This window comes from Pontibacter rufus (assembly GCF_015694705.1).
GTDB lineage: Bacteria > Bacteroidota > Bacteroidia > Cytophagales > Hymenobacteraceae > Pontibacter > Pontibacter rufus.
In genome coordinates, this window is the sequence record NZ_JADQDR010000005.1 from 18,914 (window position 1) to 42,881 (window position 23,968).

The window sequence follows — 23,968 nt, forward strand, 5'->3', positions numbered from 1 at the left end:
GTATATTGTCCTATATTTGGTGAGCGACGAAATTTGAAATTCCAGTGAGCAGGCTTCAGATAGATATTGTGGGTTAGGCAAATGAAAGCTAGCATGTTGGAAGTATAAGAATTTATATTTTTTGGGTTTAAGCTAAAAGGATTTAGCAAAGGTTTTGAGAATCATATTGGGATTAACAGACTTATTGTTGAAGCAGAGATGTAGAACTTGTAATCTGAATGGATGAGTGGTATTGCCTCATACTTTATCCGCAAAAATTAAAGCGAAGCAGGGCATGCATGTCATGAAAACAGGGAATGTTTTGTAGTGATATGATGCCGTTTGGGTAAATGACAAAAGCGGCAACTGCATTTACTTTGACAAAGGGAAGAGAGGAAAAGGTTACATTTTAAGGTTGAATTCACTTCAAAGTAATTCGGTTTGGGCCAGTAATTTCCATAAAACATAAAATAGTCCTTTAACAACTAAATTTTAATTCCTATGCAAAGACTCTTACTAAAACCGAAAACAGCCTTTAATTACATTTGGGTACTTGCCCTTTTTCTTTTAGGAATCCTACAGCCGAACCTGGGTTACGCTCAAACTGCGGCCGACTATCATAAGCGGGCAGATGTTCTACTAGAAAACTACCTGCTTAAATATTGGGATGGCAACTATATCCGCAACACGGGGGAGTGGACGTACATTCACGGCATGGATGCCGTTATTGACGGTGCAGAGCGTACAGGCAAGCAAAAATACTATGGTCTGATTGAGACCTTCTACGAAGCGCAGGATAGAAGGCACGGTTGGCTGAACGACTACTACGACGATGAAAACTGGTTCGTGCTCACCCTCATCCACGCCTATGATGTAACAGGTGAAAAAAAATACCTGGACAAGGCGGAAGAAGTTTATAACGACATTATGGGGAATGCCTGGGATAATTCCTGTTGCGGAGAAACGACCGGCGGCCTGTGGTGGAACAAGGCCAAAACACAGAAGGCAACCGCAGCCAATGCAGGAGCGGTAATTTCAGGACTGCAACTTTTCAAACGAACCAAAAATAAGGCGTATCGGGATTTTGCCACAAAGGTGTATGATTTCTGGTGGGAAAACATGGTTGATAAAACAACCTACCAGGTATGCGACCACATGAATACAGATGGTACAAAAGTATGGTGGAAATTTACTTACAACGAAGGATTGATGATTGGTGCAAGCCTGGAAATGTACAATGTGCATGAGAAAGTTTCTTACCTGTTTAATGCCCGGAATATAGCTGATTTCATGGTTAGTAATGAAACAGTGGCAACAGCATACGGACCAGTATTATCAGATGGCAACAGCAGCCAGTGCTCTGGTGATTGCTGGCAGTTTAAAGCACCGGGATACAAATACCTGATGCAACTGTATTTGAAGGATAGAAAGAAAAATGTTTATCTAAGTGTACTGAAAGGGAGCGTAGATGCTCTTTGGAACCTTGCCCGAAACAGTGAAAACTCTGTTGGTGTTGACTGGACAGGCCCAACTTCGTCAGATGCCTGTAACGATCGGACCCAAAACGCGGCAGCGTTAGCTATGAGCCTTTTCGCGAAGCAAAGCGGCCCTTATCCTGCTCCTGATGTACCGGAAGGGTAGTACGAAACAGAGAATGCTACCATTAAAAGCATCTTGTTGGAGAACAACCAACCTGGCTACACGGGCTGGGGCTTTGTGGGAGGCTGGAACAACTATGACCAGTACGTTAAATTTACTGTTAACAATAGCACTGGCGGCAATAAAACGGTTACGCTCCGGTATGCTGCCGCTGCTGGCAATGCCTCCCGAAAAATTTCGGTAAACGGCTCTCCCGAAATAGTCGTGAATTTTGCCGGTACAAGCGGATGGAACGTATTTTCCACCGCCAGTTTTACGTACAACTTTCCTGTTGGCACCAGTACGATTTTAGTAAGCCATAATTCTAATTGGCTGAACCTTGATAACCTAACAATTACAGACGCTGCTCTGGCTACGCAGGCGGCAGCGCAATCGGGTTTGAGTGTATATCCAAACCCTGTGCGCAGACAGGATTTGTTGCATATAGCGCTGCATGCTGATAAAGCAACGGAAGCAGATATTGTAATACTAAATTTGTTTGGTGAACAGCTGGCAAGTAGCCGGAAAGAACTCCAGAAAGGGGAAAATACCTTAGGCCTGCCAGTTAACCAGTTACTGCCCGGCTCCTATATACTGCGCATAAAATATGGTGAGCAGATCCAGACGAAGAAAATATTAATCAGCAACTAATCATTGGGTTGCCAATGCATAACCTTGTAGAAGTGTCTGTCTAAGTCGTGTAGCAGCGATTAAAAGCAGCAGAAAGCTTCTAATAAATACCAGTAATACCCGCGCCTCTGGCGTATGTAGAATATATTATATCTTACATACGCCAGAGGCGCGGGTATTATTGGTCTTACTTCCAGGCAAAAATATTATTCCACAAACAGCACCAGTCCTTTCAGGTATTCGCCTTCCGGATGAAAGATTGAGATGGGATGATCGGCAGGCTGGGAGAGGTGGTGCATCACTTTAATATTGCGACCTGCTTCGATAGCTGCGGCCATAATGGTGTTGTTGAACAGGTATTTGTCCACCACCTGTGAGCAGGAAAAAGTGAACAGCATACCGCCCGGTTTTATCTTTTTCATGGCCTCCGCATTCAGGCGTTTGTAGCCCATCAGCGCATTGTGACGTACCTTCTGGCTTTTGGCAAAGGCAGGCGGATCGAGCACAATTACATCATACAGGTTTTCCTTGCCCTTCAGAAACTCGAACGTATCCATCGCAAAAGCTTCATGGCGTTCTGGTGCCTGGCTCAGCCCGGCATTTTTCACCGTCAGTTCAATCGCTTTTTTGGATACATCTACCGAATGCACTTCGCTGGCGCCGGCGTTGAGTGCATATACCGAGAAACCGCCGGTATAGCAGAACGTATTAAGCACCGTTTTGCCCTTTACATAGCGTGCCAGCAAATCACGGTTTTCGCGCTGATCGATAAAGAAACCGGTTTTCTGACCTGTTTCCCAGTCTATGAAAAAATTATTGTCGTTTTCTGTTACAATCACGCCGCCAGCCGATTCTCCAAAAAGGTATCCATTTTCGGCTTGAACCGGTGCTTTCGGTGGCAGGGATTCTGCACTTTTATCATAGATGGCATTCAGGCTACCGCCGTATACTTCCTGCAACGCTTTCGCCACCATTTCCCGGGCGTTATACATCCCGACGGTGTGCGTCTGCACTACCGCCGTACCATTGTATACATCCACAATCAACCCAGACACGCCATCGCCTTCGGCATAAATAAGGCGATATACATTCGTGTGGGCATTGTCTGTTAAGCCCAGGTGCTGGCGGTAGTCATAGGCTTTCTGCACGATTCCTTTCCAGAAAGCGTAATCAGGTTCTACCTGCTCAAACGAAAAGATGCGGACAGCAATAGAGCCCGGCGCAAAATGCCCCATGCCCAGGAACTCCCGCTGGCTGGAGTATACTTCCACCACATCGCCTTCGGCAGGTTCGCCATCAGCTTTGCGGATAGCACCGGAAAAAACCCAGGGATGCCGGCGTTTTAGTGAATGCTCTTTTCCGGGCGCTAAGTATAATTTTATAAAAGACATGGTTTAATGTGCTTATTGATTGATGTGCTAAGGTGCTAATAAGTATAAAGGTTCAAATACATACATCTCTCTTTTTGTCATCCTGGAAGGATCCTGGTTGAAGGGAGGTTAAGCTGTTGCTATGTATAGATAAGTTTTTGCGGCTCGCCAACAAGAAACCCGCAACAAGTGCGGAATTTATACTTTCAGGATGACAAAGAGAAGGAGTATACTTAAAATAGGTTTGTCCCTTTATTTGGTATAATGGCTACAGTACTCCAAAGCAGCAAAGGTAGTTGATTCAAATTTTATAAGCGTGCAAATTACTTATACATCAATAATTTGAATAATCCTGCCCTGTTCCGTTAGCACGTTAAAGAGTCAGCACCTTAAGTTCTACCAACTGCTGATAAAGCTTTTGCACCGGCAAACCAACCACATTATAATAGGAACCTTCAATGCGCTCGATGCCCGCCATGCCAATCCACTCCTGTATGCCGTATGCGCCCGCCTTATCATAGGGCTTGTAGTGGGTGATATAATAATCTATTTCAGCATCAGAGAGTTGTTTGAAGTATACTTTGGTTACATCATGAAAAACGGTTTTCTGCTGCTTTGTCAGGATGCAAACGCCGGTAATAACCTCGTGCGAGGTGCCGGACAAAGCGCGCAGCATCGCAAATGCTTCCTCGTCATGCTGTGGCTTGTTCAGGATTTTATCACCGAGGCAAACAATCGTATCTGCCGTGATAAGTGCTTCTGTTTCTATATCTGCTGCATAAGCGTCGGCTTTGTGCGAGGCTAAAAACTCAGCGACAGCAGCCCGTTTCAGGTGCTCCGGAAAATCTTCCCTTACCTCTTTTACACGCACATCGAAGGGCAGCCCCAGACCGGCCAGCAATTCTTTGCGGCGCGGTGAATTAGAGGCAAGCAGCAGCGGATGTAACAAATTCATCTTCTTTGATTGAGCTAAATAAAAATCCGCAGATAACTTTCGGATAAAAAAAGGTTGATTTCTGGGGCATGATGGCCCCACTGTGACACACGCGCTTTACCTGCTCCATCGACACCGCATTGGTTATAAGCGCCAGGCGCGCCTCCCCGGTGTCTACCTTGCGGATGCAGGCAGTAAAGTTTCGCTCATAGCTCAGCGCGGCGTAAGTACGCTGCGCCTGCCGGTAAATGCCCAGTATCTTCTCAAAAATAAAATAATGCATAATAGTCAAATCCAGGTCTTTCACTTCATCCGGAAAGTTCCATGTTATCTGGTTGTGCACCTCGGGTTTGAGCCGCAGTTTGTAAGCATTTCCGCTCAGGTATAAGCCAAAGGCCCAGCGTTTGCCGGCTATCACCTCGTTCAGTTCGTACGGATCTTCTTTTGGGAATATCTCAAAGTATAATTTCAGCTTGTCGAGAAACTCCTCATCCGTCATTTCCATACTTAGCAGCACGCGGTGCGTGGGCAGGATGCGCAGGTCGTCGTGCTCAGAGTTAGTCAGGAACATGAGGTGGTAATTATAAGCCTCAAAGCCGGTATGTTCCGGGTTCAGAGCTGTCATTTTTTTGCGGTACTCCAGTGAACCTTCGTACCGGTGATGCCCATCTGCCAGCAGTATCTGTTTGTCGCGGAGCGTATGTATAAATAGTTCGATAACATCATGATCCTGTATCACGGCCAGCACATCGCGCGCGCCCTGGTAATCTTCTGTTTCGTAAATGGGCGATTGTATACTTTCATCCATATAGGGCTCCAATATAAAACCGGGATCAGTATAAAGCCCGTGTGTGGGACTGGTATTGAGTTCTGTTTTATCGAGCAAATCAATGCGGTCGTTTACGGCGCTAGGAATCGTGTTCTCGTGGCGCAGCAAAACGCCTTCCGGCCAGTCGTAAGCCTTGATGTGGCAGATAAAGCCTTTGCGGCAATACGTTTTCTCGTCTCCGGGCAATCGGAAATACTGGTAGTATACATAGATGCCCGGCAAAGGATCCTGCTGCAGTATACCCTGATCTTTCCAGGCCTGCAGCAGCGTTGCCGCCTCTTCTGCCGGTTGTGCACCCCGCGGTACAGACAGATGAATACTATTGTACGGATTGCAGTACAAAGCCTCGCGCTGCTTTACAGAAACCACGTCAAATAACGGGCTGGTCAGTTCATCTATCGTATAATCGGCGCTGTCGCGGTAGCGCCAGGGGCGCAAGGGGAGTATCTCTGCCATTTAGTTGTTTTCAAAGTATAATTGTGGTGCAGGAGCCTATCAGGGCGCCAGGCGTGAGATCTTCCAGTTGTCTTCCTGCAATTCGTACACAATGCGATCGTGCAGGCGGTTGGGACGGCCCTGCCAGAACTCTATGCGTGCGGGCTGCAACTGGTAGCCACCCCAGAACGCGGGGCGCGGAATTTCTGCTGCCGCTGTAAATTTATCTGTATAAGCCTTGTCTGCTTCTTCGAGCGCTTCCCGGCTGGCGATAGGCTGGCTTTGCGGCGATGCCCAGGCGCCAATCTGGCTGCCCTGGGGGCGGCTGTGAAAGTAATCATCCGATATTTGCGGATCAACTTTCACCACTTTCCCTTCTATACGCACCTGCCGCTCCAAAGCCGGCCAGAAGAACGTAATAGCTGCGTTCGGGTTTTCTGCCAGTTCCTGCCCCTTGCGGCTGTTATAATTCGTAAAAAAAGTAAAACCGGTTTTAGACACACCTTTGAGCAGCACCACGCGGGCAGAAGGTTTACCCGCCGCACTCACAGTAGAAAGCACCAGGGCTGTTGCCTCCGTGGCCTCGCCCTGTATGGCTTCATCCAGCCATTGGCTGAACTGATCCATGGGGTGGGCAGCTACAGATGATTCCAATAAATCCTTTTTAGTATAATTCTGACGTATAGATGCTATATTATGTGTTAAGGACATAGCTCGTGTTGTTTTCCCAAAATTATAAAATTATCGGCTGCCGCTAAACTTATTTGTCCGTAATCCGCAGGTTACAGGCGCACAGGAAGCTAAAAAGCATCTCGGGGTATGAAACCCGGGAAGTTAAACCCATTGTTACCATCTTACGCTCTTTGCGTAAAGAAGAATACCGGCAAACTATGCAGCAGTATTGCCGTTGGCAAGTATAGCGGTGAAATGTTTAACATATAAATTCACAGAAGACAGATGGCAGAAACAAGTTCGATAAAACCACAGAGCGGAAGCCTGCTCATCTCCGAACCTTACCAGGGAGATCCTAACTTTGAACGCAGCGTAGTATTGTTGTGCAACCATAGCGAGGAGGAAGGTACATTTGGCCTGGTGCTTAACCGCATATCAAACCTAAAGCTTACGGATGTAGTTGACGTATACAGCGAATCCTTTGAAGCAGAACTGGGCATTGGCGGGCCTGTGCAGGCCAACACGCTGCATTACATACATAATATGCCGGATCTGCCGGATGCGGTGCAGCTGAGTGAGAACCTGTATTGGGGTGGAGACTTTGAAACTTTACGCACCCTGATTGGTTCCGGGCGCGTGCCTGTTACCGCTATCAGGTTCTTTTTAGGATATTCGGGATGGACGCCCGGACAGCTGCAGGAGGAGATAGACAGAAATGTTTGGATAGTAAATAACATTGCTGCGGATAAATTATTTAATTTAGAGGCAGATTCGCTCTGGCGCAATATCCTGCGCGACATGGGCGGCAAGTATAAGGTGCTGTCGAACTACCCGGTTGATCCGCGCCTGAACTAAACCTTAGGATAAAACTACTGAAAATGACACTTAATAGAGAAGATATGGACACTACCGGAGCAGAGGCTAACAAACCTGAGAACCAGCATGCGGCGCAGCAAGGTCAGCAGGACGCCATCGTGCCCGATGATAACGCCGCACCAACTTTAGCATCTGCAGAGATAAACCGGCAAAGCGAATTTGATGCAGCCCCAGGCGTGCCAAAAGAGGAGCAACCCGAGATAGCGCCAGATCTGAAAACGCCACAGGAGGCGGCCGTATCAGAAGAGAAAACGGAAGCTTTTGCCGCGGCTGCAGCAGAGGCGCCGGCCAAAGCAGATGATGATGCTGTTACTGGTGCCGCAACGCCACCTGCAGAGAGCGCACCTGCAGCGGATGCTGCCGCGCACGAAGAGGAAGACGAGGAGGAGGAAACGCAGACTGATTACAGCGCCCTACCGCTGGAAGAGTTGCGCCATACTTTGCAGTCCCTGCTCAGGAGCGGTGATGTACGCCGCAAGCACAAACTTATAAATGAGTTGCAGCGCCATTATGATCTGAAGTTCCAGGCTGAGCGCAACGAAGCCTTGGAGCGCTTTAAGCAGGAGGGAAGCAGCGAAGAGGATTTTGCCTATCATGCCTCTGCCGAGCACCAAGATCTGGAAAAACTGCTGACAGCTTACCGGGATGCCCGCCACCAGGAGCGCCAGTCGGCCGAAGTGCAGCGCCAGCATAGCTTAACGCGTAAACAGGAAATTCTGAACCAGTTGCGGCAACTCGTAGAATCTGCTGAAACCAAGAGCAGCAACGAAGAACTGAAGCGTTTGCAGGCCGAATGGAAAGCCACCGGACCTGTGCCGGCCGGAGAAGCGCAGGAGCTCTGGGACTCCTACCACGCCCTGCTCGATATTTTCTATAACAATCGCAGCATTTTCTTCGAGCTGAAGGAGCTTGACCGTAAACGCAACCTTGATGCAAAACTGGCGCTGGTTGATAGGGCAGAAGCGCTTGAACAGGAGGAGTCAATCAACAAAGCCCTTCAGGAACTGCGCCATCTGCATGAGGAGTGGAAAAATATAGGCCCTGTGCCCAACGATCAGCGAGATGCTATCTGGGATCGCTTTATTGCAGCATCCGAAAAGGTACATACGCGCCGGCGCAGTTACCAGGAAACACGCCATACCCAGGAAATGGAAAACCTGGTAAAAAAACGTGCCTTGCTGGAGCGCCTGCACAGTTTCCAGAACATACAAACCGACCGCATCAACGAGTGGCGCGACAGAACAGCCGATATTCAGAAACTGAAGGAAGAATGGGATGCTGCCGGGCTGGTTCCAAAAGAATATGCAGAAGAGGTTAACAAAGATTTCTGGAGCAACTATAAAGCTTTCTTTCAGCACAAAAATCAGTTCTTCAAAAGCCTAGATGAGCAGAAAATGAACAACCTGCGGCTTAAAACAGAACTATGTGAAGAAGCAGAGAGCCTGAAAGACAGTACCGACTGGAATGCAACAAAGGAAAAGCTGATTCAGCTGCAGAAGAAGTGGAAAACCATTGGCCGTGTGCCAGATAAATATTCTGATAAAATATGGCAGCGGTTCCGTACAGCCTGCAACGCTTTTTTTGATCGCAAACAAAGCCAGGAGCAGCAACAGACCGCAGCACAAGAGCGGCTCTCTTCCGAAAAGCTGGAGTTGTGCGACAGGATAGCTGAAAAGCTTTCTCAGCCGAATGCACCGGCATCGCTGGAAGAGTTTGATTCTTTTGTAACCCAATGGCGTGCACTGGACAACAATAACAGGCGCAGTAGTCCTAAAGCAGAAGAAAAGTTCCTGGCGCTTATCGAAAAGTACCTGGAGCGTGTGCCGGAACTGACCTATGAGGACAGAACAGAAATGCTGGTAAAACTGCAGGTAGAGCGCATCAAACACAGCCCGGATGCAGCCCACAAACTGCAGCAGCGGGAGCATGCTATTCGCCGGGAAGTTACGCAACTGCAAAACGACATACAGACGCTTCGCACCAATATCGAGTTCTTTTCACGTTCTAAAAACGCAGCAAAGCTTCGGGAGGAGTATGAGGGCCGCATCAGCGAGTCGCAAAAACGCATCGATAAGCTGCAACTACAGCTGGCGGCGTTCAGAAGCTAAGGATTTTAACCTGACATTCAAAAGCTTATCTGCAACAGGCAAAAAAAGTTGAGGTGAGCACTTGCAGATAAAAAACAATACTATACCTTTGCATCGCTTTAGAACGATAAAGCATCGTAAAAGGGCAGGCCTCCTTAGCTCAGCTGGTAGAGCAACTGACTTGTAATCAGTAGGTCGCTGGTTCGATCCCGGCAGGGGGCTCTTTTTTAGATTTGTAAATTGATTGGTTTGTAAATTTGGGAATTACAACGTATAATTTGGAGGTGACTTTCTCATCTTCAAATTTCCAAATATTCAAATCAGAATGCCTCCTTAGCTCAGCTGGTAGAGCAACTGACTTGTAATCAGTAGGTCGCTGGTTCGATCCCGGCAGGGGGCTCTCCCAAACAAAAAACCTTCAGATAAAACTGAAGGTTTTTTGTTTTCAGGGCATTCAGACTTATCCTTCCGCAACCGCTTCAGTATGCTAAAGCTATGTTTTATTTCAGATTATACTTTAATTTGAGTTTCGTTTTCTAAAGCTATGCAACTAACAGAGGTAAATACTCCCGAACTGGCACAGGAATTTCTGCTGCTGCCCGTGAAGCTATACAAGAAAGACCCTAACTACATCCGGCCGCTCGACAAAGACATCGAGCAAGTTTTTGACCCTAAAAAAAACAAGCTGCTCCGCAACGGAGAAGCTATCCGCTGGGTACTGCGCGACGACAAAGGTGAAACTATAGGACGCGTTGCAGCCTTCATCAATAAAAAGATTGCTAATACGTACGAGCAACCGACGGGCGGGCTTGGCTTTTTTGATTGCATAGACGACCAGCAGGCGGCCAACACCTTGTTCGATGCTTCTGTGGACTGGCTCAAAGTTCGGGGTATGGAAGCAGTGGACGGGCCCGTCAACCTGGGCGACAGAGACCGCTGGTGGGGACTGCTGGTTGAAGGGTTTCATGCCCCGACTTACTGCATGAACTACAACGCTCCATATTATCAGCAGCTGTTCGAGAACTATGGCTTTCAGGTATACTTTAAGCAATATGTTTACTACCGTACCGTAGAAGAAAAGCTGGAACCTGAAATATACCGCAAAGCTACAACTATCCTGGAAAACCCGGATTACCACTTCCGGCACATGAGCAAAGATGATCTGAAAAAGTATGCCGAGGATTTCAGGACAATATACAACAAAGCCTGGACCAAACACGAAGGCGTAAAAGGCATGACGGAGGCGCAGGCCATGAGCATTATGAACCAGCTGAAACCTGTATTGGACGAACGCATCATCTGGTTCGGATATTACAAAAATGAGCCTGTCAGCTTTTTTATCAGCCTGCCGGAACTGAACCAGCTCTTCAAGTATAACAATGGCAAACTAGATTGGTGGGGCAAGCTTAAATTCGTTTACCACCGCTGGAAAGGGGATTGCAAGGGCATGTTTGGTGTCGCCTTCGGGGTGGTACCGGAACATCAACGCAAAGGTGTGGAAACTGCCATGGTGGTGGCCAGTTCCAAAGTTATCCAGAACAATTCTTCTATACCCTACACGGAGTTTCAGATGAACTGGATTGGCGACTTTAACCCGAAAATGATGAATGTGGCCGTGCAGGTGGGTGGCCGTATCTACAAAACATATCACTCTTACCGCTTTTTGTTCGACAGAACAAAAGAGTTTAAGCGTATGCCAATCATAAATTAATCTGTCGGAGAAAGGTCAAGTTTTGTATTAAATACAGGTCCATCAAGGTCCTCCCAGTGCCAGCCACCATTTTCCATCATCGACTTCAGGATGCGGCGCCTTAAAGCAAGCTCACCGATTCTGTCCTGTGATGGCATATGCAATGTGAAATGAAGTTTGCGGATGCTGTCGAGCCGAAAAGCGGGAGGTTCGGTCTCGGCAGGCTTTATGAAAGTGGCTGTAAGCGTTTCAAGGAAGGAACTGATGGCGCACCGTACAGGAAAAATGTACTGCTCGCCGGGCCTGAGTTCTTTTGGCACATACAACAGCAGCAGGCTCAGGGCCTCATCGAAAGCTACCAGGTTGGGCAGCAGCGCGGTTTCTTTCCGGCTTTGATGAAAAAAGTGCAGTACGGGATAGGAGAAATGCAGCTGTCCCTGTTTGGCTATACTTTGCGCCAGCTCCTGTAACTGTGCGTTCAGCATGCTGAAATCCTGGCCATTCCAGTTATTAACCAGCATTGCCTGCGGGCTGTGGCCAATGGCAGCTATGCGTATACTCAGCGACCGCCTTTCCGTTACTGCCGAGAGCACAGGCACCATATACGTGATGCTCAGCGTTATCACAAGCAGGCCCGTAAAGGAGACGAACGCAGCATAAATTTTCCATAAATCGGTGCCGCCTATAAAGTCGCCGACGCCAAGGGTTGTGAGCAGGTAGCCGGTATAATAAAATCGCTCTAGGGGGGTAGCCGGCAGGTAAGAAGAGCTGTTTATCACCGCTTCGGGGTCAGACATAACAACCATCATATTGGATAGCCACAGCAGCATAACCCAAACCAGCACGATGCTTACAACAATAACAACGCCCTGGCTGTTGTAGACATTTTTGCTTTTACGGATTCGGTAAAGTACCCTGAAGAAGAAGGAAACCAGGGAAGTGATTTGACCGCTGATAAAACCAGAGCCACGCGGCGCAAAGATGGTGTAAATCAGATCGAATATTGTCAGCAGCATGATCAGTAAGCCCGGAAAGAAGAGGAGCAGGTTCATTCAGTTTAAGGTCGCAACAGGTAGAAGAAAACTTTCTTTTATACCTGTTGCGTGCAAAGCAGGTTGCTTACATAGTGCTATGCCGTACTGAACGTGTGTTTCGCGGGGGCTTAGCTCATAGAGCGAAGGGGCTATAGGCTGTCATAAAAAGCCAGCGTTTCCATCCAGCCTTCTTCCGTATCCGCGTCAATATTCTGCTTGCTGATAAAATCTTCTACCTGCTGTTGCTTATCCTGCAGCGCTTTGAGCAGGCTGCGTTTGCTGAGCTTTACCTTTTGCGGTTCCTCCCCCTGCTTTATCAGGTAATAATCGTTTTCTGTAACAAGCTCATCAAAAGTTCTTCCGGCAGAATAGCCGCCTTTAAAATCAGCTTTCACCAGTGATTTACCCGGTAAAAGCACCATAGTCGATTTTTTACCTTCATGCAACACAATGGCAAATCTGTCGGTAGGGCTCTTGAGCATGCGGGATATTTCCGGGACTTTCCTGAAGGTATAGCTCCTGGCGCCGAGCGTGTCTTTGAGTACAAAATAGTCTATCTTATTTGGCGGCAGCAGGTAAGTTTTGCCGTCTCCTTTCTGAAACTGGACTACATTTTCATACACGTTATACTTAACAGGTACATTGTCAAAAATGAGATTATCCGGAATGTGAATGGTGGCCTTTCCCCACTTATCTAAGAAAAACGGGCTGCCTTTCACGCCCTCGTAGCGCCGATCATACGTCATCACCATACCGGATATATTGGTTGCATCGCCCAGCTCGTTCAGATTTTGCTGCGCGGCATTGCCCACGGGTATCGTTTGCGCCATAGCCAGCGGAGCGGTAAAAACAAGCAGGCTCACAAGTGTAAGCTTTTTCATAAACAAGCAGTTGAATGGTGTAACAGGATATTCAAAGTATAATGGCAGCATCGGGGCATAATATAGCAAATAATAGTTCCGTAATCAATTCCCGTTCCTTCTAAAATAAACTTCAGGGAGGAGGATGGCCCGCCGGGCTTTGGCCGGTTAAGTATAATTTACGTTATTGGGCTCCTAACTAACAGGATAAGAATGATGCAGAATAAATGGCTGTTAACAGGTAAAAAAGCCGTAGTAACAGGCGGCTCCAAAGGTATAGGCGAAGCAGTAGTAAAAGAGTTTCTGGAGCTGGGGGCCGAAGTGCTGGCTGTTGCCCGCAAACAGGAGGATTTAGATATCCTGCAAGCGAATGCCACTGGTAAGCTCTCCGTATTAGCCGCCGATGTAAGCAAACCGGAAGGCCGCGCCAGCCTGGTAAGCCAGGTGCAGGAAACCTGGGGCCAGCTGGATATACTTGTAAACAATGCAGGCACCAACATCCGCAAACCTTCGGTTGACTATACAGCTGATGAGTTTGACTTTATTATGAATACAAACCTGCGCTCTGCTTTTGAGCTAAACCGTGCTTTATTTCCGCTGCTGCAGGCTTCGGAGCAGGGCAATGTGGTGCACGTCACATCGGTGGCCGGGCTTATGCATGTGCGTACCGGCAGCATCTATGGCATGACCAAAGCAGCCCTAAACCAGCTTACGCGCAACCTCGCTGCCGAATGGGCCGGGAACAACATCCGCGTGAATGCAGTAGCACCCTGGTACATCAGCACGCCGCTTGCGCAAACGGTGCTGCAGAAAAAAGAATTTTACGATGCCGTTATCAGCCGCACGCCCATGCAGCGTGTAGGCGAGCCTGCCGAAGTAGCTGCCGCCGTAGCATTCCTCTGTATGCCTGCCGCTGCCTATATTACTGGGCAGACGCTGGCCGTAGATGGCGGCTTCACCATCAACGGTTTTCACCCGGCCTGAGTCTAAGTATAAATACGCGCCTGCGCTACGTAAAAGTGTGTTGAAAAGAGTGGCTTTTGAAGCAAAAAATGCTTACTTTTGTATGATGTGGAAACGTATGTTCCGGACAGATTCCGGAGCTATTCCAAACCTTAATTACATGGCCAGAAACCAACTTTGCCTGCTGCTGATTTTTGCCCTGCTGGCAGCTACGGCAACTTCCTGTAAGCCCGCCTGCCCTATAGCCGCCTGCCAGGTGCGGATGGTGCACCGGCATGGCGAAGATGAATTCAGAGGGCAGCCTATCTGGAAAAAACAAAATCCCCGGATCGGAGAAAAACTGCCCAAACCCTCACAGGAAAATACAAGCAGCCGCAACAACAAAAGCCGGAATAAGAACTGAGTTTGCGTCTTAAGCATTTGTACATAAATTAGCTGATTAAATACATAAAAATAACTTGACCTCAAACATGACTGAAGGCGAAAGAATCATACCGATCAACATTGAAGATGAGATGCGCGGTGCGTATATCGACTACTCAATGTCTGTTATCATTTCCAGAGCCTTGCCTGACGTTCGGGACGGATTGAAACCGGTGCATCGCCGCGTTCTCTACGGAATGTCCGAACTGGGTGTAACCTACAACAAAGCCTATAAAAAATCTGCCCGTATTGTGGGCGAAGTGCTGGGCAAATACCACCCGCATGGCGACGCCTCTGTATATGATACCATGGTGCGTATGGCCCAGCCATGGTCGCTGCGCTACATGCTGGTTGACGGCCAGGGGAACTTCGGCTCCATAGACGGAGACTCACCGGCGGCCATGCGTTATACCGAAGCGCGCCTCAAGCGTATTGCTGATGAACTGCTGGCGGATCTGGATAAGAACACGGTTGACTTTGTACCTAACTTCGATGACTCGCTGAAAGAGCCGAGCGTTATGCCGGCCAAATTCCCGAACCTGCTGGTAAACGGCACTTCCGGTATTGCGGTAGGTATGGCCACTAACATGGCGCCCCATAACCTCACTGAGGTAATAAATGGCGTAATTGCCTATATCGACAACCACGATATTACCATTGCCGAGCTGATGCAGTACATCACAGCGCCGGATTTCCCGACAGGCGGTATTATTTATGGTTACGATGGCGTGAAAGCTGCTTTTGAAACGGGTCGCGGGCGCGTGCTCATGCGTGGCCGTGCCATCTTCGAAACAACTCCTTCGGGCAAAGAGCAGATTATTGTCACAGAGATACCATACATGGTCAACAAAGCTTCGCTGATCGAGAAAACAGCAGCTTTGGTGAACGACAAAAAAATAGAAGGCATTTCGGACCTGCGGGACGAGTCTGACCGCGATGGCCTGCGCATTGTGTACGACCTGAAGCGCGATGCGATTCCGAATGTGGTGCTTAATAACCTTTACAAGTATACGGCGCTGCAGTCGTCGTTTGGCGTGAACAACGTGGCCCTGGTAAAAGGCCGCCCGCTGACGCTGAACCTGAAGGAACTGATACATTACTTTGTAGAGCACCGCCACGAGGTTGTTATCCGCCGCACGCAGTATGAACTGGAGGAAGCACGGAAACGCGCCCACATCCTGGAAGGCCTGCTGATAGCGCTGGACAATCTGGACGAGGTGATTAACCTTATCCGGGCTTCGCGCGATCCGGAAATAGCCCGCAATGGCCTGATGGAACGTTTTGGTTTGTCTGAAATACAGGCCCGCGCCATACTGGACATGCGTTTGCAGCGCCTCACCGGCCTGGAGCGCGACAAGATCCAGCAGGAATATCAGGAAATCATGAAGTTAATTGATCACCTGGTAAGCGTGCTGAATGACGAAGGGCTGCGCATGCAGATAATCAAGGACGAACTCCTGGAAATAAAAGGCCGCTATGGCGATGAACGCCGTACCAGCATCGAGGCTTCGACAGGCGACATCTCCTATGAGGATATGATTCCGGAGGAGAACATGGTGATCACCATCTCGAACGAAGGTTATATCAAACGCACTTCCCTGAGCGAGTACCGCAGCCAGAGCCGTGGTGGCGTTGGCTCCAGGGGCGTGGCAGCTTCCAAAGAAAGCGATTTTACCGAGCACCTGTTTGTGGCCAGCACTCATAATTACATGCTTTTCTTTACGGAGCTCGGCCGCGTGTTCTGGCTGAAAGTATACGAGATTCCGGAAGGAGGGAAGACCACCAAGGGAAGGGCCATCCAGAACATCATCCAGATAGAAAAAGAAGACCGTGTACGTGCCGTGTTGAACGTGCACAACCTTGATAACCAGGATTATATCCTTAACCATAACCTGTTCTTCTGTACCGAACAGGGCACCATCAAAAAGACTGTGCTGGAGGCATACTCACGCCCCAGAACCAACGGCATCAACGCCATCACCATCAACGATGGCGATCGCCTGCTGGATGTGCAGCTTACCAACGGCAACAGCGAAATTGTGATTGCGCTGGAATCGGGCAGGGCCATTCGCTTTAACGAGAGCCAGGTGCGCACCATGGGGCGCAACGCGGCAGGTGTGCGCGGCGTAACCTTGGCTGGCCCTGATGACAAAGTTGTTGGTATGGTTTGTGTACAGAGCGAAAACACAGAGCTCCTGGTAGTATCTGAAAACGGCTTCGGCAAGCGCTCGCTGCTGGATGAATACCGGATTACGAACCGTGGCGGCAAGGGCGTTAAAACCCTGAACGTGACGGAAAAAACCGGCAAACTGGTAGCTATCAAAGGCGTAGTGGACACCGATGACCTCATGATCATTAACCGGTCCGGTATTACGATTCGCCTGCGCGTGGCTGATATCCGCGTAATCGGACGTGCCACACAAGGCGTACGCCTGATTAAACTTAACGAAGGAGATCAGATATCATCGGTAGCCAAAGTAGAAATGGACAATGAGGAGGAAGTTGTAGAGGCGGTGCTGGATCAGTCGGAACTTACACCCGAAGACTCGTTGCAACCCGATGATATGATAGACCCCGTAGCGGAAGAGGATGAGCCCGAAGTTGAATAAGTATAAATAAAAGGGAATTATATTTCACTGATTAAACGTTTAGACTAACAAACACAAACCAATTTTAACAAATATGAGAAAAGTTCTTTTGACAGCCCTGGCAGCCGCGAGCATCTCGGTTGCGACCGCGCAGAACTCAGCTGTAAACAGCGCTATCCTGAACCACAAGAACGGAACACTGGATAAAGCGAAGGCTGATATCGATAAAGCCATTGAACATAAAAAGACCAAAGACGACGCCAAAACATGGTTTTACCGCGGCGTTATTTATCAGGATATGATTGGCAACCCAATCTATGGCAAATTAGCAGACGAAAATACGCCTATACTGGTACTGGAGTCTTATGATAAAGCTGTAGAACTTGATGGTAAAGACGGTGAGTTTGCCAAGCAGGTGCCTGCACGCAAAGAGTTGCTGTATGGCCAGGTGCTGAACCAGGCAGTGGAGTTCCACAACAAGCAGCAATGGAAAGAAGCCATCAGCAAGTATGATCTGGCTTCCAAAATAAACCCGACAGATACTACCGCTGTGCTTTACGCGGCATATGCATCTACAGCCAACCAGGATTATGCCGGCGCTATCAAGTATTATGATAAGCTGATTGACATGGGCCATAAGACAGAAGATGTTTATAAGGCAAAAGTTCAGTTGCAGCAGCAGATAGAAGCGCCCGACGAGGAAGTGATGAAGACACTGGCGAATGGCCTGAAAGAACATCCGAACAGTACCTACCTGATGCAGGAAGAGCTGAAATATTACCTGAAAAATGACCGCGGCGATGAGGCCATGGCCAAGCTCGAAAGTGCCATCAAAGCTGATCCGAACAATGCCAGCCTGTACGCAGTGCTGGGCAACCTGCAGGAGCGCAAAGGCAACCTGGATGCTGCCACCGCTAATTACAAAAAGGCGATAGAGCTCGATAACAATAACTTTGATGCTTATTACAATCTGGGCGTACTGGAGTATAACAGGGCTAGCGAGATTAACAACAAAGCTGCCAAAATGGATTATGCTACATACCAGAAAAAAGGCAAGGCGCTGGAAGCGGAGGCAAAGGAACATTTTGCAGCATCGCTGCCATACTTTGAAAGAGCGCTGGAAATCCAGCCTGACGATCAAAGCACTATGCAGAACCTGGTGCGCGTGTATACCCGCATAGGCCGCAAAGCAGACGCTGACCGCATCAGCAAAATGGTGAAGCAATAAGATCTAATAATAGCAGCAATAAAAAAGGAGAAACCTCACCAGGTTTCTCCTTTTTTATTGAAAGAAGTTTTGAACAAGGACAAAGGGTTTTTGAAGCAATTGAAAGCAAAAGCTCTAGCAGAAGATAGCTCAGCGAAGGGGAAAGCTATTATATAATTTAATACTTAACATAATATAAATTATAAGACTTATAATATACGATAAAATCATACCTTATAAAGTGTCACTTATAATATACTTTATGTTAAGTAAATATGTAGGGATGAAAGCTTGTCCGGGAAAAAGTAAACCGGATTATAAGTAATGCAGCTAAAACAAAAGGCCGAATAAATCGGCCTTTTTGCTAAAGCCTTTGCATAGCTGCTCAGGCCTCTGTTTAAGTGATGTAGCTAACCTACTTCTTATAATTGCGGTTTACAATGTCCAAATATTCCAAGCTATCCAGCTTACCGTCATTATTACGGTCCCAGAGCACGAAAACTCCATCCACATACTCGCGTTCAGTCAGTTTTTTATCCTTGTCTGTGTCCCATTTATTAAACCAATCGCTGCGGGCAATGCCAGCGCGGTGTTCTTCTTCAGACAGCTTGCCATCGTTGTTGGTGTCCCAGGCAGCCCAGGTTTCGTTGGGCATGTTGTAGTCCTTAATGCCCGTGTTAAACTCGTTTTCGTCCAGACTTTTATCTTTATTGGTATCCCAGGTATTGTACATACTGCTATTGAACTCATTCTCATCGAGAACCTTATCTCCATTTACGTCAAAGTCTTCATAATACGTGGTGGTAACCAACGTTGAGTATAGTCCGTCATGATCCAGGTCCACAGCGCGTACTTCTCTTACTACAACCGGATCGTCCATAGCTTCTTCAGTGGCCACTGCATTGCCGGTGTTTTCGTCTTCCATAGCGTTTTCAGTGGTTTTGTCGGAACAGGCCAGCAGGCCGGCTGCGGCTAAACACATAAGGCTTCCTGTGATGCTGATTTTTTTCATTTCCATAGTTAGTTTTTTAATGTTGAACATAGTGTATAATAATTTTTACGCGCCAAGTGCCATGTTGTTATGTCTCGTGCTGCCCGGAAAAGATGTATAGCACATTCAGAAGAAAAGATAAGTAGGCCCATGATAACCGAACCCTGAGGCTCCGCCAGCGGTATGCATGAATAGTATAGAACTTTAATCAATAAGGAAACAAATGCAAATTACATTAGAACAAGCCGAGGCAGCCATACATGCCGCCAAACAAAAGGCAACAGCATTAAACCTGAAGATGAACATCGCCGTGGTGGATGCCGGTGCTAACCTTGTTGCCTTTGCACGCATGGACGGTGCCTGGCTGGGCTCTGTAGACATTGCCATCCGCAAAGCCAGAACAGCACGCTTTTTTGATATGCCCACCGGCGATTTGGGCCAATTGTCGCAGCCGGGGGGCCCGCTATACAACATCGAGCACTCCAATGGCGGCCTGATTACGTTTCCGGGCGGAATACCTGTAAAGGATAACAACGGAGAAGTGATTGGCGCTATTGGCGTATCGGGCAGCACAGTAGAAAACGATCACCAGGTGGCGCAGGCCGGCATCGATGCGTTGCAGTAAAACCAGCCGGCCAGCTGCTTTTAGTATAAGTTAAATGGCGCCGGTATTTAAAATTATAGCCTGCACCGCTATAAAAAGCAGTGCAGGCTATAATTTGTTTTATGAAAATGTACTGTTAGCTGTAGTAGCTCATCAGTTGCTCGGTTTGCGCCGGTTGGTCAAGCCTGGTATATTCGTCATTGTCAGCATCACCCTGCATCCAGCCTACGGCGGCAAGCGCCAGCGCTGTAACCACAGCAATAATGAGGGCAGGCAAAAATCCGTCTACCTTAAAGTTGCCAACCAGGGCATCTACCAGCTTGATCATCAGCGCTGTTACAATCAGGTTAATGATAATCCGCAACAGGAACAGTGTAACCAGATTAAACACAAAGCCGAGCAAAAGGCCAATCGTCGCGTTAAAAATACCAATCAGGAAAGCTACCCAAAGCGCCGTCCAAAAGCTTTTAACATGAACGCTTGGCATCATGTACGAGAGCACTAATATCACCCCCGCGCTAACTAATAAGTTAATAATATAGTCCATAGTTTTTAATTTAGGTTGTACTTAGAGTTCTTCATACGGGTACAACCATAAATAGATGGTGCTGCCGGGCCGTACTCCCCTACTCTGTCCTGTATTCCGGTTTCAGGAGGTTACCGAAGTGGGCTACAAATTTTTGCACTTTGGGTATGGCCACTGCCTGCACGTATGGATCGTCGGGGTTGCGCCTGTAGTAATCCTGGTGGTATTTTTCGGCTTCCCAGAACTTGTCGAAAGGTTTTACTTCCGTTACAATTTTGTTGCGGAAGGTACCTGACTCGTTCAGTTCTTTGATATAATCTTCTATCACCTGCCGTTCTTCCGGCGTTTTGTAAAAGACGATGGAGCGATACTGGTGGCCGATGTCGTTGCCCTGGCGATCGATAGTGGTGGGGTCGTGGGTGGCAAAGAAAACCTCCAGCAGTTGCTGATACGTTATCTGCGCCGGATCATAAAACACCTGCACCGACTCGGCATAATTTGTATTTCCGGCGCTTACTTGTTGATAGGTCGGATTTTTACCGGTGCCTCCGGCATAACCCGATATAACGGCTTTTACGCCTTGCAGCCTTTCAAAAAAAGCTTCTGTGCACCAGAAACAGCCGCCCGAAAAAGTAGCAACAGCCAGGCCGGTAGTATCAGTATTGGCAAGCGTCTGGATGCTTTCATCATCTTCTGATCCGGAGGCATTGCTGTTTGCCTCAGAGCAGGACACATTTAAAAGCACCAGCAGAGGCAGCAAAAAAGAATATAAGCGGTTCGCCATAGTTTAGAATTTAGTATAATCTATACTACGGCAACAACTGGAAAGCGGATTGGGTTTTAACTTTCCGCAGATAACAGCTAAAATCTCCTGCCACCTACAGCGCCCGGCTTCTGATAAGTATAAAACAAGCGGTCACCATACTGATAGCGCCTGTACTTTCTTTTTAAATCTGAAGCCAGATTTTGGCATCGGCATTTTGTTAATGCTTTCCGACAGGACTTGGGTTAACTTATACTTAATAGAGGCTATGCTTTCTGTCGGCAATTACTTTTTCGAGGTCCCAGTTTACGCGCTCTTTAAACGGGTGGAGCCGCACATCGCAGGCTTTATTAGAGCAGATGGCACAGGATGGCGCAATACAGGGATCTGTATGTATAAAAAGCTCGATATCCGGGTCTATTTTACTGCGGATCAGTTTGCCTACCGCTTCTACCTCGTCGTGGGCTTCCAGCACGTTCAGGTACCAGGGCACCGTCAGGTGGCAGTCGATGTGCAGCGTGGAGCCATACTTTATCACGCGCAGGTTATGGATGTCGATCCAGTTAACGCGCCTGTTTTCGTTTAGAACCTGCACAATATGTTTCAGCAACTCATAATCAGCTTCATCCATAATGCCTGCCACCGAGCTGCGCAGAATCTTATAGCCGGTAAATCCGATAATAGCGCCAAACAGGATAGCTACGGCGCTGTCGAGCCATACCAGGCCGGTGAGATAAATCAGCAGCAGCCCCAGCAGAATGCCCACTGTGGAGTAAGCATCGGATTTCAGGTGCTTCCCTCCTGCTATCAGCACCAGCGAGTTGTTTGCACGCCCTTTACGCTCTGTGAGCATACCGATGCCATAGTTTACAGCACCGGAAATGGCAACCAGGAGTATGCCCAGGTCCAGCTGGTGCAGCGGCACGGGCGCAAAAAGGTTCAGCACAGACTTGATGATGATTACGCCGCCGGCTACCATAATCATGGAACCTTCGAGGGTAGAAGCAATAAATTCTATTTTGCCATGACCATAGGGATGATTCTCATCGCGCGGCTGCGCCGACAAAATAAGGCTATACAGCGAGAAAGCACCGGCCACTACATTTATAATAGATTCGAGGGCATCAGTGAGAATGGCATTGGAGTTGGTCAGGAAGAAGGCTACGAACTTGGCTATCAGCAACAAAACGCCCACCACCACAACGAGCACCTGCAGCCGTACGCCTTCAGATTGTTTCTTTAAAGATTGGTTGGTCATGCCTTTACACTTCGCTTTGGAAGGGCAAAGTTACCACAAACCGCTGCCAAGCTCAACCTAATTTATCCCGCATCCGAAATTTTACTGTTCGTGCCGGCTGCACCCGATTAAGAAACGATATGGCGTGTCAGCTGTTCAGGGTATCGCTTAAATCCAGCCAGTGGGGATTCATAGAGGCAATCAGGTTATAAGTTGCATCCAGGCTGTTTGACTTTAGCTGGCGTATTCGGTTAAGAGCTGCCTCCTCTGCTTTATAATGCTCATAATAGACGAGGTGAAGGTTCGGAGCATCAGTCTGCGCTACCGGGTGATGATGGCCGATGTTGCGTATCTGCTGCTGCAGATCGCTGGCCAAACCAATTTGTACATCTGTTTGTGGCTGACTGCCCAGGATGTACACAAAATATTCTCCCTGTTGTGGTGATTGCATGGCTGAGCTCTTTTGGGCATATACGGCTTTGCAGGCACTGCGTTTAATCTCAGCCATAGTAGTTGTTGCTCAGGGAGAATAGTAGTATGATTTTTGCCATCTTACTATAATACTTTTCTTTATCAGACTCGTACAATACTTGAACAACAGACACCTTTGTTACTGTCGGCACTATCGATAGCTGGATAACTTGATTACGGATCAGTAGCTACTAGCTAAACGTTAGCGTGAGAACAGAAAGCAATGGAAAATAAAGGAGTAAACAATGTCTTACAGGCCTTGCATAAGGAGCGTATCGACACGCTAACCAAAGAGGCACTGGTTAAGGCATTCCATGATGACGGGATTTTTGACCTGGAAGGTATTGCAGAGCATATGCTGATGCGGCTCAGAAAGGACATTGAAATCCAGCGGAACGAACCTCACCAAGGAGACTTCTCACTACTGGGCAAGCGCACACCACAAGAGATTGCCCGCAACATCGTTCACCGAACGCCTGAGGTGCCTTTTATCCTTGACGGTGTAACCTATGACCCGACAGATATAAATAGATTTAATGGGCAGGCATTGCTGTTTATGCCTATTGTGGCAGCAGACGGAAGCAAATGGCTACAGCTCTTCCACGATGAAACCAGCTCAGTTTTGGCAGGCTACTTCCAGGTGCGGCAGATAGCAACCATCCTCTATCCAGCTGATTTCACACTTCCTGGTGTATCGAATCCTACTCCTCCCGGGCAACCTCCGGGAACAAGCAATCCCAATGATCCACCTCCCATTAATATTGGCGTCGGTTGCGGAGGTATCACAGGCATTCCATGTGGTCAATCTCAGCCACCCTCACAGCCGCCGCCTCAGCACCACGAGCCTGCCCCACCCGTTAATTGGGGTCAGGTGCAGATGTTTGATGATGCGGATTATGAGGGGAACTGGTTCTGGCTGGCTAAAGACTTTATGTGGACAGATCTGACAAGGGTGAGCCGCGGCGGCTGGTTTGGGGGCGACTGGAACGATGCGATTTCCTCCCTCGCCTCTACCAATACATCCTGCATATACTGCGAGCATGTTAACCTGGAAGGCTCCAAACTTGTGCTTGGACCAAACAATCCGGTTCCTCACCTTTCTGCATTGGGCTGGAATGATCGTATTTCTTCGGTTTTAAACTTCGGTTAAGCCTGATTTTT

At 48.1% G+C, this 23,968-nt stretch carries 22 protein-coding genes, 2 tRNA genes and 1 pseudogene; 14 read left to right on the plus strand and 11 right to left on the minus strand.

Going from position 1 to position 23,968, the window contains the following annotated elements; genetic code table 11:
* The first annotated feature begins 480 nt into the window (after positions 1 to 480).
* The 3 genes and pseudogenes from I2I11_RS09690 to I2I11_RS21480 all read left to right on the plus strand — a co-directional run bounded on the left by I2I11_RS09690 (position 481) and on the right by I2I11_RS21480 (position 2,268).
* Positions 481 to 1,620, plus strand: a complete 1,140-nt coding sequence (locus I2I11_RS09690) for a glycoside hydrolase family 76 protein (protein WP_196267510.1) — start codon at positions 481 to 483, stop codon at positions 1,618 to 1,620.
* A 12-nt stretch (positions 1,621 to 1,632) separates the two neighbouring features.
* Positions 1,633 to 1,962, plus strand: a pseudogene (locus tag I2I11_RS21475) (carbohydrate-binding protein); the annotation flags it as partial.
* 54 nt (positions 1,963 to 2,016) lie between these two features.
* The gene (locus I2I11_RS21480) at positions 2,017 to 2,268 is read left to right on the plus strand and encodes a T9SS type A sorting domain-containing protein (RefSeq protein ID WP_304608362.1); all 252 of its coding nucleotides are present in this window, start codon (positions 2,017 to 2,019) and stop codon (positions 2,266 to 2,268) included.
* Between the two features lie 185 nt (positions 2,269 to 2,453).
* Here I2I11_RS21480 and I2I11_RS09700 read toward each other — a convergent pair whose 3' ends face one another.
* The 4 genes from I2I11_RS09700 to pdxH form a co-directional block, all read right to left on the minus strand.
* The gene (locus I2I11_RS09700) at positions 2,454 to 3,638 is read right to left on the minus strand and encodes a class I SAM-dependent rRNA methyltransferase (protein ID WP_196267512.1); all 1,185 of its coding nucleotides are present in this window, start codon (positions 3,636 to 3,638) and stop codon (positions 2,454 to 2,456) included.
* A 352-nt stretch (positions 3,639 to 3,990) separates the two neighbouring features.
* Positions 3,991 to 4,572 carry a Maf-like protein gene (locus I2I11_RS09705; RefSeq protein ID WP_196267513.1) on the minus strand — a complete coding sequence of 194 codons (582 nt, stop codon included), beginning with the start codon at positions 4,570 to 4,572 and terminating at the stop codon, positions 3,991 to 3,993.
* Complete coding sequence (locus I2I11_RS09710; protein ID WP_196267514.1) at positions 4,538 to 5,836, minus strand: DUF1015 domain-containing protein; 1,299 nt, start codon at positions 5,834 to 5,836, stop codon at positions 4,538 to 4,540. Before I2I11_RS09710 ends, I2I11_RS09705 begins: the two co-directional genes overlap by 35 nt.
* A gap of 39 nt (positions 5,837 to 5,875) precedes the next feature.
* A complete protein-coding gene (gene pdxH / locus I2I11_RS09715; RefSeq protein WP_196267515.1) occupies positions 5,876 to 6,526 on the minus strand; it encodes a pyridoxamine 5'-phosphate oxidase in 651 nt (216 codons plus the stop codon).
* A gap of 246 nt (positions 6,527 to 6,772) precedes the next feature.
* Between pdxH and I2I11_RS09720 the strand changes: the two genes are divergently transcribed.
* The 5 genes from I2I11_RS09720 (at position 6,773) to I2I11_RS09740 (ending at position 11,161) form a co-directional block, all read left to right on the plus strand.
* Entirely contained in the window at positions 6,773 to 7,342 is a 570-nt protein-coding gene (locus I2I11_RS09720) for a YqgE/AlgH family protein (protein WP_196267516.1), read from the plus strand.
* A gap of 44 nt (positions 7,343 to 7,386) precedes the next feature.
* Complete coding sequence (locus I2I11_RS09725; RefSeq protein ID WP_230680039.1) at positions 7,387 to 9,471, plus strand: DUF349 domain-containing protein; 2,085 nt, start codon at positions 7,387 to 7,389, stop codon at positions 9,469 to 9,471.
* A 128-nt stretch (positions 9,472 to 9,599) separates the two neighbouring features.
* Positions 9,600 to 9,672, plus strand: a tRNA-Thr gene (locus I2I11_RS09730).
* Positions 9,673 to 9,777: 105 nt separating this feature from the next.
* Positions 9,778 to 9,850, plus strand: a tRNA-Thr gene (locus I2I11_RS09735).
* Positions 9,851 to 9,994: 144 nt separating this feature from the next.
* Positions 9,995 to 11,161 (plus strand): hypothetical protein, encoded by a 1,167-nt coding sequence (locus tag I2I11_RS09740; protein WP_196267518.1) that lies wholly within the window; start codon positions 9,995 to 9,997, stop codon positions 11,159 to 11,161.
* Here the strand turns inward: I2I11_RS09740 and I2I11_RS09745 are convergent.
* Positions 11,158 to 12,192 carry a potassium channel family protein gene (locus I2I11_RS09745; protein ID WP_196267519.1) on the minus strand — a complete coding sequence of 345 codons (1,035 nt, stop codon included), beginning with the start codon at positions 12,190 to 12,192 and terminating at the stop codon, positions 11,158 to 11,160. The genes I2I11_RS09740 and I2I11_RS09745 overlap by 4 nt on opposite strands.
* Before the next feature lie 131 nt (positions 12,193 to 12,323).
* A complete protein-coding gene (locus I2I11_RS09750; RefSeq protein WP_196267520.1) occupies positions 12,324 to 13,055 on the minus strand; it encodes a hypothetical protein in 732 nt (243 codons plus the stop codon).
* A gap of 192 nt (positions 13,056 to 13,247) precedes the next feature.
* On the opposite strand from I2I11_RS09750, the gene I2I11_RS09755 reads away from it, so the two are divergent.
* The 4 genes from I2I11_RS09755 (at position 13,248) to I2I11_RS09770 (ending at position 18,236) form a co-directional block, all read left to right on the plus strand.
* Positions 13,248 to 14,018 (plus strand): SDR family oxidoreductase, encoded by a 771-nt coding sequence (locus I2I11_RS09755; protein ID WP_196267521.1) that lies wholly within the window; start codon positions 13,248 to 13,250, stop codon positions 14,016 to 14,018.
* An 82-nt stretch (positions 14,019 to 14,100) separates the two neighbouring features.
* Positions 14,101 to 14,400: a hypothetical protein gene (locus tag I2I11_RS09760; protein WP_196267522.1), complete on the plus strand. Its 300-nt coding sequence runs from the start codon at positions 14,101 to 14,103 to the stop codon at positions 14,398 to 14,400.
* A 67-nt stretch (positions 14,401 to 14,467) separates the two neighbouring features.
* Positions 14,468 to 17,029 (plus strand): DNA gyrase subunit A, encoded by a 2,562-nt coding sequence (gyrA, locus tag I2I11_RS09765; protein ID WP_196267523.1) that lies wholly within the window; start codon positions 14,468 to 14,470, stop codon positions 17,027 to 17,029.
* Positions 17,030 to 17,102: 73 nt separating this feature from the next.
* Positions 17,103 to 18,236 carry a tetratricopeptide repeat protein gene (locus tag I2I11_RS09770; protein WP_196267524.1) on the plus strand — a complete coding sequence of 378 codons (1,134 nt, stop codon included), beginning with the start codon at positions 17,103 to 17,105 and terminating at the stop codon, positions 18,234 to 18,236.
* 394 nt (positions 18,237 to 18,630) lie between these two features.
* Here I2I11_RS09770 and I2I11_RS09775 read toward each other — a convergent pair whose 3' ends face one another.
* Entirely contained in the window at positions 18,631 to 19,233 is a 603-nt protein-coding gene (locus I2I11_RS09775) for an EF-hand domain-containing protein (RefSeq protein WP_196267525.1), read from the minus strand.
* Between the two features lie 196 nt (positions 19,234 to 19,429).
* Between I2I11_RS09775 and I2I11_RS09780 the strand changes: the two genes are divergently transcribed.
* Entirely contained in the window at positions 19,430 to 19,831 is a 402-nt protein-coding gene (locus I2I11_RS09780; RefSeq protein ID WP_196267526.1) for a GlcG/HbpS family heme-binding protein, read from the plus strand.
* Positions 19,832 to 19,946: 115 nt separating this feature from the next.
* On the opposite strand, the gene I2I11_RS09785 is transcribed toward I2I11_RS09780, so the two are convergent.
* The 4 genes from I2I11_RS09785 to I2I11_RS09800 all read right to left on the minus strand — a co-directional run bounded on the left by I2I11_RS09785 (position 19,947) and on the right by I2I11_RS09800 (position 22,844).
* Complete coding sequence (locus tag I2I11_RS09785) at positions 19,947 to 20,357, minus strand: phage holin family protein (RefSeq protein ID WP_196267527.1); 411 nt, start codon at positions 20,355 to 20,357, stop codon at positions 19,947 to 19,949.
* Positions 20,358 to 20,436: 79 nt separating this feature from the next.
* Positions 20,437 to 21,120: a peptide-methionine (S)-S-oxide reductase MsrA gene (gene msrA, locus I2I11_RS09790; RefSeq protein ID WP_196267528.1), complete on the minus strand. Its 684-nt coding sequence runs from the start codon at positions 21,118 to 21,120 to the stop codon at positions 20,437 to 20,439.
* A gap of 235 nt (positions 21,121 to 21,355) precedes the next feature.
* The gene (locus tag I2I11_RS09795; RefSeq protein ID WP_196267529.1) at positions 21,356 to 22,357 is read right to left on the minus strand and encodes a cation diffusion facilitator family transporter; all 1,002 of its coding nucleotides are present in this window, start codon (positions 22,355 to 22,357) and stop codon (positions 21,356 to 21,358) included.
* A gap of 127 nt (positions 22,358 to 22,484) precedes the next feature.
* Complete coding sequence (locus I2I11_RS09800; protein ID WP_230680041.1) at positions 22,485 to 22,844, minus strand: GIY-YIG nuclease family protein; 360 nt, start codon at positions 22,842 to 22,844, stop codon at positions 22,485 to 22,487.
* Between the two features lie 324 nt (positions 22,845 to 23,168).
* Between I2I11_RS09800 and I2I11_RS09805 the strand changes: the two genes are divergently transcribed.
* Positions 23,169 to 23,957 carry a hypothetical protein gene (locus I2I11_RS09805; protein ID WP_196267530.1) on the plus strand — a complete coding sequence of 263 codons (789 nt, stop codon included), beginning with the start codon at positions 23,169 to 23,171 and terminating at the stop codon, positions 23,955 to 23,957.
* Positions 23,958 to 23,968: the final 11 nt, after the last annotated feature.

Bases quoted from the DNA above. Each gene is read 5' to 3' on its own strand.
- I2I11_RS09690 (WP_196267510.1), top strand. From the start codon at position 481: ATGCAAAGACTCTTACTAAAACCGAAAACAGCCTTTAATTACATTTGG.
- I2I11_RS09700 (WP_196267512.1), bottom strand. From the start codon at position 3,638: ATGTCTTTTATAAAATTATACTTAGCGCCCGGAAAAGAGCATTCACTA.
- I2I11_RS09705 (WP_196267513.1), bottom strand. From the start codon at position 4,572: ATGAATTTGTTACATCCGCTGCTGCTTGCCTCTAATTCACCGCGCCGC.
- I2I11_RS09710 (WP_196267514.1), bottom strand. From the start codon at position 5,836: ATGGCAGAGATACTCCCCTTGCGCCCCTGGCGCTACCGCGACAGCGCC.
- pdxH (WP_196267515.1), bottom strand. From the start codon at position 6,526: ATGTCCTTAACACATAATATAGCATCTATACGTCAGAATTATACTAAA.
- I2I11_RS09720 (WP_196267516.1), top strand. From the start codon at position 6,773: ATGGCAGAAACAAGTTCGATAAAACCACAGAGCGGAAGCCTGCTCATC.
- I2I11_RS09725 (WP_230680039.1), top strand. From the start codon at position 7,387: ATGGACACTACCGGAGCAGAGGCTAACAAACCTGAGAACCAGCATGCG.
- I2I11_RS09740 (WP_196267518.1), top strand. From the start codon at position 9,995: ATGCAACTAACAGAGGTAAATACTCCCGAACTGGCACAGGAATTTCTG.
- I2I11_RS09745 (WP_196267519.1), bottom strand. From the start codon at position 12,192: ATGAACCTGCTCCTCTTCTTTCCGGGCTTACTGATCATGCTGCTGACA.
- I2I11_RS09750 (WP_196267520.1), bottom strand. From the start codon at position 13,055: ATGAAAAAGCTTACACTTGTGAGCCTGCTTGTTTTTACCGCTCCGCTG.
- I2I11_RS09755 (WP_196267521.1), top strand. From the start codon at position 13,248: ATGATGCAGAATAAATGGCTGTTAACAGGTAAAAAAGCCGTAGTAACA.
- I2I11_RS09760 (WP_196267522.1), top strand. From the start codon at position 14,101: ATGATGTGGAAACGTATGTTCCGGACAGATTCCGGAGCTATTCCAAAC.
- gyrA (WP_196267523.1), top strand. From the start codon at position 14,468: ATGACTGAAGGCGAAAGAATCATACCGATCAACATTGAAGATGAGATG.
- I2I11_RS09770 (WP_196267524.1), top strand. From the start codon at position 17,103: ATGAGAAAAGTTCTTTTGACAGCCCTGGCAGCCGCGAGCATCTCGGTT.
- I2I11_RS09775 (WP_196267525.1), bottom strand. From the start codon at position 19,233: ATGGAAATGAAAAAAATCAGCATCACAGGAAGCCTTATGTGTTTAGCC.
- I2I11_RS09780 (WP_196267526.1), top strand. From the start codon at position 19,430: ATGCAAATTACATTAGAACAAGCCGAGGCAGCCATACATGCCGCCAAA.
- I2I11_RS09785 (WP_196267527.1), bottom strand. From the start codon at position 20,357: ATGGACTATATTATTAACTTATTAGTTAGCGCGGGGGTGATATTAGTG.
- msrA (WP_196267528.1), bottom strand. From the start codon at position 21,120: ATGGCGAACCGCTTATATTCTTTTTTGCTGCCTCTGCTGGTGCTTTTA.
- I2I11_RS09795 (WP_196267529.1), bottom strand. From the start codon at position 22,357: ATGACCAACCAATCTTTAAAGAAACAATCTGAAGGCGTACGGCTGCAG.
- I2I11_RS09800 (WP_230680041.1), bottom strand. From the start codon at position 22,844: ATGGCTGAGATTAAACGCAGTGCCTGCAAAGCCGTATATGCCCAAAAG.
- I2I11_RS09805 (WP_196267530.1), top strand. From the start codon at position 23,169: ATGCGGCTCAGAAAGGACATTGAAATCCAGCGGAACGAACCTCACCAA.